Below are 17,463 nucleotides of genomic sequence, written 5' to 3' on the forward strand. Positions count from 1 at the left end.
CCACATTGGAATGCGATGCGAATTTGTGGGAGCTGGCCTGCCAGCGATGGCGGGGTATCGGGCGCTACACCTCTCCGGTCTGTACAAGGAAATGGATGACATGGACAGCTACATCCGCTGGTTTCAACGTTTCATCTGGCTCGGCATTGCGATGAACATGGTGTTCGCGATCCCGGCGCTGTTCGCGCCGGGGTTGCTGACATCGGTGGTCGGCCTGCCGCCGCAACTCTCCGACCCGTGGCTGGAAAACGCCGGGATGCTGCTGGTGGGCATCAGCGTGTTCTACATGCCGTCGGGCTTCAACGCGCCACGCTACGTGGTGCATTCCTGGCTGTGCGTGCTGACGCGGCTGATTGCCGTGGCGTTCTGGATCTACCTGATCGACACCAGCAGCCAGGGCTCGGTGTTCGTACCGATGCTGATGGGCGATCTGAGTTTCTTCCTGATCCTCGGCATTCTGCTGTACCTCGGCACCACCCCTGAAAACCGACCATTGGCGCTGCTCTGTGACGGCTGGCGCGAATGGCGGGCGGCGTGGGCGCGGCATTGGCAGAACCACGCGTTCAAGGTCGGTACGCTGGTGGTCGTCGCGCTGTTGGCGTTCATCGGTTACCAGACCTGGTATCAGATGCTGCGGGTGGTGCCGGAGCAGGAATACGCCTCCGATGAAGATCACTACAAATACGCCGCTATTGGCCTGGGCATCGAAGCACGGATCCCGTATTACCTGTTCTCCGTACTGCCGCAGATGTGCCCGGAGAAGATGCCGAAACCCGGCGGCTGGGAAGTCTTCGGCTTCCTGTTCGAGAACGGCAAGGACCTGCCGATCGGCATGGCCAAGCGGCAGATCGGTTACCCGACCGTCGAGCCGAACTGCGCTTTGTGTCACACCGGTTCCTACCGGGCGAATGCCAGCAACGTTGCGGTCAATGTGCCGAGTGCGCCGGCCAATACCCTGCAACTGCAGGCTTTCCAGTGGTTCGCCTACGATTGCGCCAGCGACCCGAAATTCACCACCGACGCGGTGATGGCGGCGATCAACAGCAAGTTTCAGCTCGGCTTTTTCGAGCGGCTCTACAACCGTTACCTGATCATCCCGATGGCCAAGACCGCGCTGCTCAAACAGAAGCAGGCCTACGCCTGGCAGAAATTGCGTCCGCCGCAGGGGCCGGGGCGTACCGACACCTTCAACCCGACGAAAATGGTGGTGTTCGGCTTCCCGGATGACTCGACCATCGGCACGGTCGACCTGCCGCAAGTGTGGAACCAGAAACCCCGGGAATCGATGTACCTGCACTGGGACGGCAATAACAACAAGATCCACGAGCGCAACTACGCCGCCGCCATGGCCGTGGGGGCGACGCCGGAATCGGTGCTGCCGCCGAGTTTCAACCGCGTGACCAACTGGCTGCTCGGGCACAAGGCGCCGGCGTGGCCGTGGGCGCTGGATCAGGCCAAAGTCGCCCAGGGCAAGCCGATCTGGGAGGCCAATTGCGCCGGTTGCCACGACTTCGGTCGCGCCGACACCGGGCAAGTCACCACCAACATCGACCAGCTCGGCACCGATCCGCATCGCCTCGACTCGTTCACCACCGGGCTGGTGGCGGCGTTCCACACTTTCAAGAAACCACCGTTCGATTTCGGTGCCTATCGCAAGACCCAGAGCTACAGCAACACGCCCACCGACGGCATCTGGCTGCGCGCGCCTTATCTGCACAACGGCTCGGTGCCGACCCTGTGGGACTTGCTGCAACCACCGGAAAAACGTCCGCAGGTGTTCATCACCGGCTCTGACATCTACGACCCGGTCAATGTTGGTTTCGTCACCAGTGGCGCCCAGGCCAAAGCCTCGGCGGACTTCAAGTACGACACACGCCTGGAGGGCAATCACAACACCGGTCACCTGTATGGCACGACGCTGTCGGACGACGACAAACGCGCGCTGATCGAATTCATGAAAACCCTGTGAACCCTTACGGATAGAGGATTACGCCATGTCAGCGGTCGGTCATCTGAAACATGAAATCGACAAGGTCAAGGTTCGTCTGCACGGCCTGTTCACGCGAGTGGAAATGGCCTGGATGAAGCTCATCAGCGAACTGGAACCCGAGGAATTCCAGGCCATCATCAAGCTGCTCCAGCGCGGTCACGATCAGGCGCAGTACGTGCTGAAAAACGGCGAGTTGCCGGATGACGAGCCGGCGGTGCCGTGGGAGTTGTCCCACGGGTTGTCGATCCTGCGCATCGGCAATGCAACGCCGTTGCCGCAGTCCCCCGATCAACTGCAAACCAAAGTGCTCAAGGACGGCACGCTGCTCGGCTGCCGCAAGTGGGAACTGCTGGACCTGCTGTGGAGCGAAGCGCTGCTCAAATGGATCGAAAACCTGCGCCATCACGCGACCTTCGGCACCGACCCGGCACTGGTGACCATGGAGCGCGAAGTGACGTTGGCGATTGCCGGCGACTGGGGCACCGGGCCGTTCAACAGCCACGCACCGGCGGTGTCGGTGGCCAACCAGATGCAACTGGCCAATGCCGACTTCACCATTCACCTGGGGGATGTCTACTACGCGGGCACCCATTCCCAGGAGGACACCGACATGTCCGGCTGGCCGATGGGTACCCACGGCTCGTTCACCCTCAATTCCAACCACGAGATGTACAGCGGCGCCCACGGTTATTTCAAGGAACTGGCCGCGCGCTTTCCGGGGCAGCAGGGCACCAGCTACTTCGCCCTGATCAATGACGACTGGCTGATTGTCGGGCTGGACACGGCCTATGCCTCGGACGTGATGAACCTGTACATGGACGGCACGCTGAACGAACCGCAAATCGCCTGGATGAAGGGCTTGCCCAAGCGCAAAAAACTGATGGTGCTCAGTCATCATCAGGGTTTCGACATCACCGGGCACAACAAGACCGCGCTGTATCAACCGGTGTGCGATGCGCTGGGGCGTGAGCCGGATTACTGGTACTGGGGGCATCTGCACAACGGCATCGTCTACGCCACCCAGGGCGGACTGCACGCGCGCTGCGCCGGCCACGGGGCGATTCCCTATGGCACCACCAGCGAGCTGAACGGGCATCCACGGATACTGTTTTCCGAGACCCAGGATGCGAAGGATCCGGACTATCCGCTAAGGGTTTTGAACGGGTACGCGAAGATCAGGTTGGTGGGGGAGGAGATTTTCGAGGAGTTTATTGGCGAGGATGGCAGTGTGAGGTGGTCATCCAAGTGATGCGATGACAACGATGACGCCATCGCCAGCAGGCTGGCTCCCACACTGGATCTCTGGTGAACAGATATCTCCTGTGGGAGCCAGCCTGCTGGCGATGCTTTTGCTTTTATCCTTGGACCGGCACGCCTTTGAGGTACGGCGCAGGCTCGGCGCCGAGGTTGCTCAGCATCCGCTCGCTGTACCAGTCGACGAAGTTGACCACGCCGAACTCATAAGTCTTGGAGTACGGCCCCGGCTGGTACGCGGTGGAGTTGATCCCGCGCTGGTTTTCTTCGGCCAGGCGACGATCCTGATCGTTGGTCGCGTCCCACACCTTGCGCATGCGCTCGACGTCGTAGTCCACGCCTTCCACGGCATCCTTGTGCACGATCCACTTGGTGGTGACCATGGTTTCCTGGGCGCTGATCGGCCACACGGTGAACACGATGATGTGATCGCCCATGCAGTGGTTCCACGAGTGCGGCAGGTGCAGGATACGCATCGAGCCCAGGTCCGGGTTCTTGATCCGGCCCATCAGTTTGGCGCAGCCCTGTTTGCCGTCCATGGTCATCGACACGGTGCCTTTGAGCAGCGGCATGCGCACGATGCGGTTGCGCAGGCCGAAACTGGCGTGGGCATAAGGGATCTTTTCGGCTTCCCACGCGGCAGCAGAGGCGGCGACGTGGTCCTTGAACGCTTGGTCGGCACGCGGGTCGGTGACGTCGTCCCACTCCAGCAGGGTTTTCAGCAATTCCGGGTGCGAACCGTTGCAGTGGTAGCACTCGCGGTTGTTTTCCAGCACCAGTTTCCAGTTGGCCTTTTCCATCAAGGTGGTGGTAATCGCCACCTTGGTGTTCTCCATGTCGTAGGGTTCCATGTAGTGGTTCAGGGTCGAGAGGAAGTCATCGATGGCCGGCGGGCTCTCCGCCAGGCTGATGAAGATGTAGCCGCCGGCTGTCTTCACGTTCACCGGCTTGAGGCCGTACTGCTTCATGTCGAAGTCGGCGCCCATTTCGGTGCCGGCGAACAGCAGGCGACCGTCCAGCTCGTAGGTCCACTGGTGGTAGTGGCAGACCAGTTTGGCGACCTTGCCCTTGTCGCTGGTGCACAGGCGCGAGCCACGGTGGCGGCAGACGTTGTGGAACGCGTGCACCACGCCTTCGGCGCCGCGAATGACGATGATCGGGTTCTTGCCGATCTGCAGGGTGATGTAGTTGCCCTTGGCCGGGATTTCGCAGGTCATGCCGGCGATCAACCACTCTTTCTGGAAGATCTCCTGCATGTCGATATCGAACAGGCGCTCGTCACTGTAGAACGGTTGCGGCAGCGAATAGGTGCGCTCGCGTTCCTGCAGCATTTGTGCGGTGGCCTTGCGTGCGGGTTCCAGCAGGTCGCCCAGGCTGAGTTTTGCGGTGTCCATCGATGAATTCCTCAAGGCCATCTGCGTGGCCGCGAAAGTGGCTGATCGGGTGTGCGGCTAAAGGGTGCAACGCAAGGTGTAAAGAATCGGTTTGTAATAGGGGCGAGTGTGGGGCCGGCGCAGGCGAGAACCTTATCCATGGGCGACATGGTGCAATCTGTTCCCGACGCGCAACCCCCGGTGGTTGGGGGCTGGTCGCGATAAGTATGTGAATGTCGCGGATAGGTAAACGGGCCGTTCGCGCTATACGCAGAATCGCCACATGAAGGCCGACAGTCGGCCGTGGAGAACAGCATGTCGAACAGCTTCCTGAATCCGGTCACCACCCAGACCTGGGCCAATGGCCGACACATCGTCCGTTGCGTCAAAGTCATCCAGGAAACCTGGGACGTGCGCACCTTCTGTTTCATGGCCGACCAGCCGATCCTGTTCTTCTTCAAGCCCGGGCAGTTCGTGACCCTGGAGCTGGAAATCGAAGGCCAGCCGATCATGCGTTCGTACACCATCTCCAGCTCGCCGTCGGTGCCATACAGCTTTTCGGTGACCATCAAGCGCGTGCCGGGGGGCAAGGTGTCCAACTGGCTGCACGACACCCTGCACGAAGGCCAGGAGCTGGCGGTGCACGGCCCGGTCGGGCTGTTCAACTCCATCGACTTCCCGAGCCCGAAAGTGCTGTACCTCAGCGGCGGCGTCGGCATTACGCCATGCATGTCCATGGCGCGCTGGTTCTACGACACCAACGGCAACGTCGACATGACGTTCATCCACAGCGCCCGCTCGCCCAAAGACATCATTTACCACCGCGAGCTGGAACACATGGCGTCGCGGATCGACAACTTCAGCCTGCACCTGATCTGCGAGAAACACGGGCTGGGCGAGCCGTGGGCCGGTTATCGCGGCTACCTCAACCACAAAATGCTGGAACTGATGGTGCCGGACTTCCTCGAGCGCGAAGTCTTCTGCTGCGGCCCGACGCCGTACATGACCGCGGTCAAGCGCCTGCTGGAAAACGCCGGTTACGACATGAAGCGCTATCACGAGGAATCCTTCGGTGCCACGCCACCGGAAGCTCGCGCCGATGCGGTGGAACAGGCCGAACAGGCCGCCGAAGCACCGGAAATCCCGGTGGCGGATCTGCACCTGGTGGAATTCACCTCATCGGACAAGAGCATTCGCGTGGCCCCGGGCGAGACCGTGCATGCGGCGGCTGCGAAGGTCGGCCTGATGATCCCGAAAGCCTGCGGCATGGGGATCTGCGGGACGTGCAAGGTGCTCAAGCTCGGCGGCGAAGTGGAGATGGATCACAACGGCGGGATTACCGAGGACGACGAGGCGGAGGGGTACATTCTTTCTTGCTGCAGCGTGCCGAAGGGGGATGTTCGGATCGAGTACTGACAGGCGCCGCAATTCCCTGTAGGAGCGAGCCTGCTCGCGATGAGGCCGGGACATTCAATGATGGTGTCGACGGCCCACTGCTATCGCGAGCAGGCTCGCTTCTACAGGGGAAATCAGACGGGGATTTTCAATTGATATTTAAATTATGTTGAGTACTCCGAGAGCCCCCAAAGCAAAAAAAGTGATACCGCTAAATAACTGACATCTGTGGAGTGTAAGCAGTGTGCGCTTAAAGTCGGGTGGGAATTTTTTAATGTCTTCCGCACTCAATCTCTCATGATAAATATGGATTTCCGGACGTTTCAGGAAACGGGAAATCTCTCCCATCATGTAGATGCGTCCCCACATGCCTCCATGCCATAGCATCATAAGACTGTAGCGGATCGGGCTGTTTTTAAGGCTCCTCATGATTAGTCTTATTTTCGTTTTTGCGATGTATAGCCAGATGCAATTAACGATCAGGAGTGCGGCGAAATTTATGATGCTCACGAGGATTAATGCATCTTTTACAGTTTCAAAGTTCATCTGATCCTCTCGTAAATCCGCTCGCCTGCACGCTCACCGCGATTTTCACCGATGTATCCGCCCGTAAAAGATACAGCTCCCGCAGCCAGCACCCCGCACAACACCCCACCGATTCCTGCACTCGTAACCCCGATTGCCACGCAAATTGTCGGGGCTGCGGCTGCACCCAGAGCAGAACCGATAGCCCCACCCAGAAAACTTCCGGCTTCGGTGTATTTCACCTTTTCGCATGCCTCGGCACTCCCGTTCGTACAAACATCCTGAACCTTCATTGCCGAGGCTCCGCCACTCACGGCCGTACCAATCCATCCGCCATATTTGACGTATTGCGAGGCTTTCACTACGCCTTGAATGTGAGTGGCATAACCGGGAATCCGGCTGATCGCGTCGGCCTTTCTCCAACGGTGGACGAGATTGGACGTATCGATGCCCAGCGCGGCTTTCAGATTTGGATGGTCAGGAAAACCAATTGCCCGTTTAGTCAGAAAGTTGAGTTGAATATCAAGGCGGGCCAGCAATGTTTTACGTTCACTGAGGAATGCCTGTGTGCTCCCCTTTCCCTCGAAAGTTCGGACGTGCAGGGTTTCCAGATCACGTAAAACAGTTTTGATGCCATCCAGATGGTTAGCGGCCATAGCGGTAACAACCCCAATAACTTTTGACCCATCTGAAAGCGTCCTTCTGATGACCTCATAGTGCTGCGCAAAAAAGTCCGCCTCTTCCAGCGTCAACGGCGCCAGCGCCATGCTGACGATGTGCGCGGTTTCCATCAGCAATGATTCTTCATAGGTGCATTGCTGATTGTCCGGGTCGCTCAGGACAATCAGCGTTCCGGCTTTCACCACGTCTTCCAGCGGATTGAGGCTTTTGAATTTAGCGATGACATTCGAGTTGGGCGACGGAAACAGTTGCGCCTGCAGTTTCTCGGCGGACAGACTTTTGGGCACGATGTAGAACCCTGGCTCCTCCGGTGTCGGCAATTCCTGGGGCCAGTGTTCGCGGGGGAAAAATCGCAAGTCGTTGACCGGATGCGCAGAAGAGCGCGGAGCTGAGTTCAGGCGCGTCACTTTCAGATTTTGCTGGCGAACGGCCCGCAGTAAACGTTGCGGATCGGGGTTCGCTGCGGCATGTGGAAGCATCGACAGGCGTGGTGTCCTGGCCGCGCCGGTGAGCGCGCCGTGACTGGTTTGCTGCAGGGCCCGGGACTGGTTCAACAGGTTTCGTTGTTCCTGCGCAAGCGCATTGATCCCTTGCTGCGGCGTCAGGCGTCCGTCCGCTACCTCCTCGGTAATTCGCTTGGCGAAGTACGCGACTTGTTGATGGAATTGCACACGTGCAATGCCATACGCCAGATGACGGTTTCCGATGGTCAGTGCCTGCCCAAGCAGGTTGCCGGCGGCGTCCTGTACATCGCACAGATCATGCTGCCGTGAACTCAACCCGCTTCGCCCCACGAGGTATAGCCAGTGGTGCCTGCAATGTGGTGTACCCAACTGATGCCGCGGTAACGGATGGCCAGTTGTTCTTGGGGCTGGGCATCGTTTTGCAGAATCACGTGGGGCACATCCTGCGACAGTTCAGCGAGAACCGCCCCGTCGAGGGTGATCGAATAGAATTTTTCCTGCTGCCCCTGGGGCGACGTGCGGTAGAGGCTGATCGTGCAGTCCAGTTCTTCGCTGTTCGAATGCGCCTGAGCCAGCAATGGGGAAGATTTGTCGACCGCTTTGGTGATGATGACCGGCTGATGGACGGGTTTGCCGAGATTGGCGTCGCGGCGAATTTCATGGCTCAGGGCGAACACCATGATTTCATCGGTATGGGCCGTCTGGTATTTGTTGCCGACCGATTCCGGCGTCGAGCATCCGGCTGAAATAAGGCCCTGGATCTTGCCGGTGATGGTCATGTAGGCAGGGTTCGCCATAGTCTGCACTCCTCGAAAATGGAGTCGGCAGTCTATGGCGAGGCTTGTTTGAGTGATGTAGGACCTGGCGTAGGTCGTTTCTGAAAATGCTCAGTCGATAAACAGGTCAGGCATCAGTTTCGCGTTGCTGTCCGGTTCAAACCGATAGTGTTCGAATTCACTCACACCGTTCTCCCGCAAAATCTCCTCATCAATCAACAACCGCCCGGTAATCCGCCGCCCGCTGCTGCCCAGAATCACATGCGCCGCATCCGCCATGATCTGCGGCGTGCGCGCATGCTTGAACGACTCCCGGTTGCCCAGCTGAAACTCGATCGCCGCCGTGGCAATCATGGTCTGCGGCCACAGCGAATTCACACTGATCCCGTAGTTGGCGAATTCCTCGCTCATGCCGACGGTCAGCATGCTCATGCCGTACTTGGTTACGGTGTAGGGGCTGTATTGCGCGAACCATTTGCTGGCCATGTTCAGTGGCGGCGACAGGTTGAGAATGTGCCCGGTGGACTTCTTCAGATAGGGCAGGGCCGCCTGGCTGCAGAGCAGAACTGCGCGGGTGTTGATCTGGTGCATCAGGTCGAAGCGCTTGAGCTCAATGTGCTGCACACCGGTCAACTTGATCGCCCCGGCATTGTTCACCAGTGCGTCGATCCCGCCGAAGTGTTCGTTGGCCTGGGCCAGCGCCTGACGCACTGCCTCTTCATCACGCACATCCAGTTGCAACGCCAAAGCCTTGCCCCCGGCCGCCTCGACTTCAGCGGCGACGCTGTGAATGGTGCCGGGCAACTTGGCGTGCGGTTCGGCGCTCTTGGCGGCGATCACGATATTGGCCCCGTCCCGCGCAGCCCGCAGCGCAATCTCGCGCCCGATGCCACGGCTGGCGCCGGTGATGAACAAGGTTTTGCCTTTTAGCGACATGCGCAAGCTCCTGCTTATTGTTATGTGAGCGATGGCTCGACAGACAATGTAGACGATGGAGCTGAAACGGGAGGAGGTGAGCGGTGGCGGGGAGCAGGCTCCCGCGCCACGGGGAGGCGATCAGGCCGACATGACTTCGCGAATGTCGCGCGCCAGTTCACGCACGCGTTCTTCTTCGGTGTCCCACGAGCACATGAAGCGCGCGCCGCCCTTGCCGATGAAGGTGTAGAAGCGCCAGCCGCGAGCGGTCAGGGCGGCGATGGCCGGTTCCGAGAGTTGCAGGAACACACCGTTGGCCTGCACCGGGAACATCAGTTCCACGCCCGGGATGTCGCTGACCAGTTCTGCCAGCAGTTGTGCGCAGTGGTTGGCGTGGCGGGCGTATTTGAGCCAGGCGTCGTTTTCCAGGATGCCGACCCACGGTGCCGACAGGAAGCGCATCTTCGACGCCAGTTGCCCGGCCTGTTTGCAGCGGTAGTCGAAGTCTTCGGCCAGTTTGTGGTTGAAGAACAGAATCGCCTCACCCACCGCCATGCCGTTTTTCGTACCGCCGAAGCACAGCACGTCGACGCCGGCCTTCCAGGTCAGGTCCGCCGGCGAGCAGCCGAGGAATGCGCAGGCGTTGGAGAAGCGGGCGCCGTCCATGTGCAGGTTCAGGCCCAGTTCCTTGCAGGTGTCGCTGATGGCGCGGACTTCTTCCGGGGTGTAGACGCTGCCGACTTCGGTGGCTTGGGTCAGGGTCACCACGCGCGGTTTCGGGTAGTGGATGTCCTGGCGCTTGAGCGCAACTTCGCGGATCGAGGCCGGGGTGATCTTGCCGTTTTCGGTGCCGGCGATCAGCAGTTTCGAGCCGTTGGAGAAGAACTCCGGCGCGCCGCATTCGTCGGTTTCGACGTGGGCGGTTTCCGAGCAGATCACGCTGTGGTAACTCTGGCACAGCGACGACAGCGCCAGGGAGTTGGCGGCGGTGCCGTTGAAGGCGAAGAACACTTCGCAGTCGGTCTCGAACAGCTTGCGGAAATAATCCGAGGCGCGTGCTGTCCACTCATCGTCGCCATAAGCGCGCTGGTGGCCGTGGTTGGCCTGTTCCATGGCAGCCCAGGCTTCGGGGCAGATACCGGAGTAGTTGTCGCTGGCGAATTGTTGGCTCTTGTCGGTCATGGCCGGCTTCCGTGATCGAGGCGCTTGTGGCGCTTCGTGGGGTCAATGATGGTGCGCACTGTACCGAAGATCATCCGGGGAGCACACGGGATGTCGCTGTCAGAACTTTACAAGGATGCGAGCCGATTATGCACCTGAGCCGGCGCGACGGCGCACTCGATCTGCTCAAGTGGCTGGCGCTGCTGAGCATGCTGCTCGATCACCTGCGATATGTCGGGATCAGCGCCGATTGGCTGTATGTACCGGGGCGGCTGGCGTTCCCGTGGTTCTGTCTGGCGATGGCGGCGAACCTGGCGCGGGACGGCGCGCGCAAGACCGAATGGCGCTATCTGGGCTGGTTGCTGCTGTTCAGTCTGTTCAGCGAGATTCCCTACCGTTTGTACATTCCCGATCCCGACACCTTGAACGTGATGCCCACGCTGGCGCTGGGTTTGCTGGCGGCGCGGGGCTGGCAGGATCGGGCACTGGTTTCGCGCTTGCTGGCGGTCGGGGCCTTGCTGGTGGCCACGTTGTTCCCGGAGCGACTGATGTTCGGTCTGTTCGGCGTCCTGCTGCCATTGGCGATGTTGCTGGTGTTTCGCAAACCCTGGTATTTCAGCCTGCTGCCGGGACTGGTGTGTCTGGCGGCGAATCAGTGGCAGGTGCTCTTCGAATCCGCGCAGTTCGGCAACCGTGTGGCGCTCCTCGGCATTGCGACCTGCCTGATGACGCCAGTGTCCGGAATGTTCCTGTTGCGACATGCCACTTTCCTCCGCGCGCCACCCCTGCGGCGCTGGGCGTATGCGCTCTATCCCGCGCATTTCCTCGTTCTTCTGGCCTTGCGCCAGCTGCTTGTTTGAGTCCGTCGCTGTCGCCATGTCGTAAACGCACCTTTGCGTGGCGTCCGTAGGCATTTGGCCTCCCTGCGCCGGCCATACCATCGGCATCAAAGGGCACTGCCATCATTGCCAGTGCCTTACCGAGACGAATGGCGCACAGATGCCGCTGGGAGAGACGCGATGTTCAGCAAGCAAGACCGGATCCAGGGTTACGACGATGCACTGCTGGCGGCGATGAATGCCGAGGAGCAACGTCAGGAAGATCACATCGAGCTGATCGCGTCGGAGAACTACACCAGCAAACGCGTGATGGAAGCGCAAGGCAGCGGCCTGACCAACAAGTACGCCGAAGGTTATCCGGGCAAGCGCTACTACGGTGGCTGCGAGCACGTCGACAAGGTTGAAGCGCTGGCCATCGAACGCGCCAAGCAACTGTTCGGCGCCGATTACGCCAACGTCCAGCCGCACTCCGGTTCTTCGGCCAACAGCGCCGTGTACCTGGCGCTGATCCAGGCCGGCGACACCATTCTCGGCATGAGCCTGGCCCACGGCGGTCACCTGACCCACGGCGCCAAGGTCTCGTCTTCGGGCAAGCTGTACAACGCCGTGCAGTACGGCATCGACACCAAGACCGGCCTGATCGATTACGACGAAGTCGAGCGTCTGGCGGTCGAGCACAAACCGAAAATGATCGTTGCCGGTTTCTCGGCCTACTCGAAAACTCTGGATTTCCCGCGCTTCCGTCAGATCGCCGACAAGGTCGGTGCGCTGCTGTTCGTCGACATGGCTCACGTCGCCGGTCTGGTGGCTGCCGGTCTGTACCCGAACCCTCTGCCGTACGCCGACGTGGTCACCACCACCACGCACAAGACCCTGCGCGGTCCTCGTGGCGGCCTGATCCTGGCCAAGGCCAACGAAGAAATCGAGAAAAAGCTCAACGCGGCGGTATTCCCCGGCGCCCAGGGCGGCCCGCTGATGCACGTCATCGCCGGCAAGGCCGTGTGCTTCAAGGAAGCGCTGGAGCCTGGCTTCAAGGCCTATCAGCAACAAGTGATCGACAACGCCCAGGCGATGGCGAGCGTCTTTATCAAACGTGGCTACGATGTAGTGTCCGGCGGCACCGACAACCACTTGTTCCTGGTCAGCCTGATCCGTCAGGGCCTCACCGGTAAAGACGCCGACGCCGCCCTCGGTCGCGCCCACATCACCGTCAACAAGAACGCCGTACCGAACGACCCGCAGTCGCCGTTCGTCACCTCTGGCCTGCGCATCGGCACCCCGGCGGTGACCACCCGCGGCTTCAAAGTGGCGCAGTGCGTGACGCTGGCCGGCTGGATCTGCGACATCCTCGACAACCTCGGCGATGCCGATGTCGAGGCCAACGTCGCCCAGCAGGTTGCGGCCCTGTGCGCAGACTTCCCGGTTTATCGCTGAGCGTTCTGGAGTAAATGACTATGCAACGCTATTCGGGCTTCGGCCTCTTCAAGCACTCCCTCAGCCACCACGAAAACTGGCAGCGCATGTGGCGCACGCCGACCCCGAAAAAGGTCTACGACGTGGTCATCGTCGGCGGCGGCGGGCACGGTCTGGCGACTGCCTACTATCTGGCGAAAGAGCACGGCATCACCAACGTGGCCGTGGTCGAGAAGGGCTGGCTGGGCGGCGGTAACACCGCGCGCAACACCACCATCGTTCGCTCCAACTACCTGTGGGACGAGTCGGCGCACCTGTACGAACACGCGATGAAACTGTGGGAAGGCCTGTCTCAGGACCTGAACTACAACGTGATGTTCTCCCAGCGCGGCGTCTACAACCTGTGCCACACCTTGCAGGACATTCGTGATTCCGAGCGTCGGGTCAGCGCCAACCGCCTCAACGGCGTCGACGGCGAGCTGCTCAACGCCAAGCAAGTCGCGGACGAGATCCCGTACCTCGACTGCTCGAAAAACACCCGCTACCCGGTGATGGGCGCAACCGTCCAGCGTCGCGGCGGCGTGGCCCGTCACGATGCCGTGGCGTGGGGCTTTGCCCGTGCCGCCGACGCCCTGGGCGTGGACTTGATCCAGCAGACCGAAGTGATCGGTTTCCGCAAGGAAAACGGCGTGTGCATCGGCGTCGAAACCAACAAGGGTTTCATCGGCGCCAAGCGCGTCGGCGTGGTCACCGCCGGTAACTCCGGGCACATGGCCAAACTCGCCGGTTTCCGTCTGCCGATCGAATCCCACCCGCTGCAGGCGCTGGTGTCCGAGCCGATCAAGCCGATCATCGACAGCGTGATCATGTCCAACGCCGTGCACGGTTACATCAGCCAGTCCGACAAGGGCGACCTGGTGATCGGCGCCGGTATCGACGGCTACAACGGCTACGGCCAGCGCGGTTCGTACCCGGTGATCGAGCACACCATCCAGGCCATCGTCGAGATGTTCCCGGTGCTGTCGCGGGTACGCATGAACCGTCAGTGGGGCGGCATCGTCGACACCACGCCGGACGCCTGCCCGATCATTTCGAAAACCCCGGTCCCGAACATGTTCTTCAACTGCGGTTGGGGCACCGGCGGCTTCAAGGCCACACCGGGCTCGGGCAACGTGTTTGCTGCGAGCCTGGCCAAAGGTGAAATGCACCCGCTGGCCGCACCTTTCTCCATCGACCGTTTCCACAACGGTGCGTTGATCGACGAACACGGCGCTGCGGCTGTCGCCCACTAACAGGAGAAATCCCATGTTGCATATCTTCTGTCCTCACTGCGGCGAACTGCGCTCCGAAGAGGAATTCCACGCATCCGGCCAGGCGCACATCCCGCGTCCGCTGGATCCGAACAGCTGCACCGACGAGGAGTGGGGCGACTACATGTTCTTCCGCGACAACCCTCGCGGCCTGCACCACGAGTTGTGGGATCACGTCGCCGGTTGCCGCCAGTACTTCAACGTCACCCGCGACACCGTGACCTACGAGATTCTCGAAACCTACAAGATCGGCACCAAGCCGCAATTCACCGACAAGGCTGACCCTGCGAAAACAGCCACGCCGGCGCTGGGAGAGAAGGTATGAGCCAGACCAATCGCCTGTCCAACGGTGGACGGATCGACCGCAACAAAGTGCTGAGCTTCACCTTCAACGGTCAGAGCTACAAAGGCTTCGAGGGCGATTCGCTGGCCTCGGCGCTGATCGCCAACGGCGTCGACATCATCGGCCGCAGCTTCAAGTATTCGCGCCCTCGCGGCATCTTCGCCGCCGGTGCCGAAGAGCCGAACGCGGTGCTGCAGATCGGTGCGACCGAAGCTACCCAGATCCCTAACGTGCGCGCCACGCAACAGGCGTTGTACCAGGGTCTGGTCGCCACCAGCACCAACGGCTGGCCGAGCGTCAACAACGACATGATGGGGATTCTCGGCAAGGTCGGCGGCAAGCTGATGCCACCGGGTTTCTACTACAAAACCTTCATGTACCCGCAATCGTTCTGGATGACCTACGAGAAGTACATTCGCAAGGCCGCAGGTCTTGGCCGCTCGCCGACCGAAGTCGATCCGGACACCTACGACTACATGAACCAGCACTGCGACGTGCTGATCGTCGGCGCCGGCCCGGCCGGTCTGGCCGCTGCTTTGGCTGCCGCGCGCAGCGGTGCCCGGGTGATCATCGCCGATGAACAGGAAGAGTTCGGCGGCAGCCTGCTCGACTCCCGCGAAAGCCTCGACGGCAAGCCTGCTGTGGAGTGGGTCGCCAGTGTGGTTGCCGAATTGAAGAACACTCCGGACGTGCTGCTGTTGCCCCGCGCCACGGTCAACGGTTACCACGACCATAACTTCCTGACCATTCACGAGCGTCTCACCGATCACCTCGGCGACCGCGCGCCAATCGGTCAGGTGCGCCAGCGCATCCATCGCGTCCGCGCCAAGCGTGTGGTGCTGGCCACCGGCGCTCACGAGCGTCCGCTGGTCTACGGCAACAACGACGTGCCGGGCAACATGCTGGCCGGTGCGGTTTCGACCTACGTGCGCCGTTACGGCGTGGCGCCGGGCAAGAAGCTGGTGCTGACCACCAACAACGATCACGCCTATCGCGTAGCGCTGGACTGGCTCGACGCCAGCCTGCAAGTGGTAGCCATCGCTGATGCCCGCAGCAATCCGCGTGGCGCATTGGTTGAAGAAGCCCGCGCCAAAGGCATTCGAATCCTCACCGGCAGCGCCGTGATCGAGGCCCGTGGCAGCAAGCGTGTGACCGCTGCTCGCGTGGCCGCCATCGATGTAAAAGGCCATGCCGTGACCAGTCCCGGCGAATGGCTGGACTGCGACGTGATCGCCAGCTCCGGCGGCTACAGCCCGGTGGTGCACCTGGCGTCGCACCTCGGCGGCAAGCCGATCTGGCGCGAAGACATTCTCGGTTTCGTACCGGGCGAAGCACCGCAGAAACGCGTGTGCGTCGGCGGCATCAACGGCGTCTACGGTCTTGGCGATTCCCTGGCCGACGGTTTTGAAGGCGGCGTGCGCGCCGCAGCCGAAGCCGGTTTCCAGACCGTCGAAGGCGTGTTGCCGAAAGCTCTGAGCCGCCACGAAGAACCGATGCTGGCGCTGTTCCAGGTGCCGCACGAGAAGGGCACTTCCCGGGCACCGAAGCAATTCGTCGACCTGCAGAACGACGTCACCGCCGCCGCCATCGAACTGGCGACCCGCGAAGGTTTCGAGTCGGTCGAGCACGTCAAACGCTACACCGCGCTGGGCTTCGGCACCGATCAGGGCAAGCTCGGCAACGTCAACGGTCTGGCCATCGCCGCCCGTTCGCTGAACGTGACCATCCCGCAGATGGGCACCACGATGTTCCGTCCGAACTACACGCCGGTGACATTCGGCGCGGTAGCGGGCCGTCACTGTGGGCACATCTTCGAACCTGTGCGTTACACCGCACTGCATCAATGGCACCTGAAAAACGGTGCCGAGTTCGAAGACGTCGGCCAGTGGAAACGTCCGTGGTACTTCCCGAAAAACGGCGAAGACATGCATGCCGCGGTCAAACGCGAATGCAAGGCTGTGCGCGACAGCGTTGGCCTGCTGGACGCTTCGACCCTGGGCAAGATCGACATCCAGGGCCCGGATGCCCGCGAGTTCCTCAACCGCGTGTACACCAACGCCTGGACCAAGCTCGACGTGGGCAAGGCCCGTTACGGCCTGATGTGCAAGGAAGACGGCATGGTCTTCGACGACGGTGTGACGGCGTGTCTGGCCGACAACCATTTCGTCATGACCACCACCACCGGCGGCGCGGCTCGCGTACTGCAGTGGCTGGAGCTGTACCACCAGACCGAATGGCCAGAGATGAAGGTCTACTTCACCTCCGTCACCGACCACTGGGCGACCATGACCCTGTCCGGCCCGAACAGCCGCAAGCTGCTCAGCGCCGTGACCGACATCGACCTGGCCAACGAAGCGTTTCCGTTCATGACCTGGAAAGAAGGTCTGGTCGGCGGTGTGCCGGCGCGGGTGTTCCGCATCTCGTTCACCGGTGAGCTGTCGTACGAAGTCAACGTCCAGGCCGACTATGCGATGGGAGTGCTGGAAAAAATCGTCGAGGCCGGCAAGCAGTACAACCTGACCCCGTACGGCACTGAAACCATGCACGTCCTGCGGGCCGAGAAGGGTTTCATCATCGTCGGCCAGGACACCGACGGCTCGATGACGCCGGACGATCTGAACATGGGCTGGTGCGTCGGTCGCACCAAACCGTTCTCTTGGATCGGCCAGCGCGGCATGAACCGTGAAGACTGCGTGCGTGACCAGCGCAAACAACTGGTGGGCCTGAAGCCGATCGATCCGAACGTCTGGCTGCCGGAAGGCGCGCAACTGGTGTTCAACACCAAGCAGACGATCCCGATGACCATGGTCGGCCACGTGACCTCCAGCTACGCGCACAACTCCCTCGGTTATTCGTTTGCCATGGGCGTAGTGAAGGGCGGTCTGAAGCGTCTGGGCGAGCGGGTGTTCGCACCGCTGGCCGACGGCAGCGTGATCGAGGCGGAAATCGTTTCTTCGGTGTTCTTCGATCCGAAGGGCGATCGCCAGAACATCTAATTGATCGCTCCCGTGCCTGGCGCGGGAG

General features: G+C 61.0%; 13 protein-coding genes. 8 read left to right on the plus strand and 5 right to left on the minus strand.

What is annotated here, in order from left to right; genetic code table 11:
* Window positions 1–100: 100 nt before the first annotated feature.
* Both M5B44_RS17570 and M5B44_RS17575 read left to right on the plus strand, forming a co-directional pair.
* On the plus strand, window positions 101–1,969 hold the full coding sequence (locus M5B44_RS17570) for a hypothetical protein (protein WP_248739992.1): 1,869 nt from the start codon (window positions 101–103) through the stop codon (window positions 1,967–1,969).
* A gap of 25 nt (window positions 1,970–1,994) precedes the next feature.
* On the plus strand, window positions 1,995–3,239 hold the full coding sequence (locus M5B44_RS17575) for a metallophosphoesterase family protein (protein ID WP_248739993.1): 1,245 nt from the start codon (window positions 1,995–1,997) through the stop codon (window positions 3,237–3,239).
* A gap of 106 nt (window positions 3,240–3,345) precedes the next feature.
* Here the strand turns inward: M5B44_RS17575 and gbcA are convergent, their stop codons facing one another.
* Window positions 3,346–4,638 (minus strand): glycine-betaine demethylase subunit GbcA, encoded by a 1,293-nt coding sequence (gbcA, locus tag M5B44_RS17580; RefSeq protein WP_248739994.1) that lies wholly within the window; start codon window positions 4,636–4,638, stop codon window positions 3,346–3,348.
* Window positions 4,639–4,932: 294 nt separating this feature from the next.
* Between gbcA and gbcB the strand changes: the two genes are divergently transcribed.
* Window positions 4,933–6,033: a glycine-betaine demethylase subunit GbcB gene (gbcB, locus tag M5B44_RS17585; RefSeq protein WP_248739995.1), complete on the plus strand. Its 1,101-nt coding sequence runs from the start codon at window positions 4,933–4,935 to the stop codon at window positions 6,031–6,033.
* Window positions 6,034–6,554: 521 nt separating this feature from the next.
* Here gbcB and M5B44_RS17590 read toward each other — a convergent pair.
* The 4 genes from M5B44_RS17590 to M5B44_RS17605 form a co-directional block, all read right to left on the minus strand.
* Window positions 6,555–7,997, minus strand: coding sequence for a hypothetical protein (locus tag M5B44_RS17590; RefSeq protein ID WP_248739996.1), 1,443 nt, complete (start codon window positions 7,995–7,997; stop codon window positions 6,555–6,557).
* A complete protein-coding gene (locus M5B44_RS17595) occupies window positions 7,994–8,479 on the minus strand; it encodes an Hcp family type VI secretion system effector (RefSeq protein ID WP_248739997.1) in 486 nt (161 codons plus the stop codon). Before M5B44_RS17595 ends, M5B44_RS17590 begins: the two co-directional genes overlap by 4 nt.
* A gap of 90 nt (window positions 8,480–8,569) precedes the next feature.
* Complete coding sequence (locus M5B44_RS17600; protein WP_248739998.1) at window positions 8,570–9,394, minus strand: SDR family oxidoreductase; 825 nt, start codon at window positions 9,392–9,394, stop codon at window positions 8,570–8,572.
* A 120-nt stretch (window positions 9,395–9,514) separates the two neighbouring features.
* Window positions 9,515–10,555: a low specificity L-threonine aldolase gene (locus M5B44_RS17605; protein ID WP_007959802.1), complete on the minus strand. Its 1,041-nt coding sequence runs from the start codon at window positions 10,553–10,555 to the stop codon at window positions 9,515–9,517.
* Between the two features lie 128 nt (window positions 10,556–10,683).
* Here M5B44_RS17605 and M5B44_RS17610 point away from each other — a divergent pair, with 128 nt between their 5' ends.
* The 5 genes from M5B44_RS17610 (at window position 10,684) to M5B44_RS17630 (ending at window position 17,435) form a co-directional block, all read left to right on the plus strand.
* Window positions 10,684–11,394 carry a TraX family protein gene (locus M5B44_RS17610; RefSeq protein ID WP_248739999.1) on the plus strand — a complete coding sequence of 237 codons (711 nt, stop codon included), beginning with the start codon at window positions 10,684–10,686 and terminating at the stop codon, window positions 11,392–11,394.
* 159 nt (window positions 11,395–11,553) lie between these two features.
* Entirely contained in the window at window positions 11,554–12,807 is a 1,254-nt protein-coding gene (glyA, locus tag M5B44_RS17615) for a serine hydroxymethyltransferase (protein WP_114885977.1), read from the plus strand.
* Between the two features lie 20 nt (window positions 12,808–12,827).
* Entirely contained in the window at window positions 12,828–14,078 is a 1,251-nt protein-coding gene (locus M5B44_RS17620) for a sarcosine oxidase subunit beta (RefSeq protein WP_003206307.1), read from the plus strand.
* Between the two features lie 13 nt (window positions 14,079–14,091).
* Window positions 14,092–14,421: a sarcosine oxidase subunit delta gene (locus tag M5B44_RS17625; protein ID WP_085709160.1), complete on the plus strand. Its 330-nt coding sequence runs from the start codon at window positions 14,092–14,094 to the stop codon at window positions 14,419–14,421.
* Window positions 14,418–17,435 (plus strand): sarcosine oxidase subunit alpha, encoded by a 3,018-nt coding sequence (locus M5B44_RS17630; RefSeq protein WP_248740000.1) that lies wholly within the window; start codon window positions 14,418–14,420, stop codon window positions 17,433–17,435. Before M5B44_RS17625 ends, M5B44_RS17630 begins: the two co-directional genes overlap by 4 nt.
* Window positions 17,436–17,463: the final 28 nt, after the last annotated feature.

This window comes from Pseudomonas sp. MWU12-2029, assembly GCF_023242425.1.
Classification (GTDB): Bacteria; Pseudomonadota; Gammaproteobacteria; order Pseudomonadales; family Pseudomonadaceae; genus Aquipseudomonas; species Aquipseudomonas kribbensis.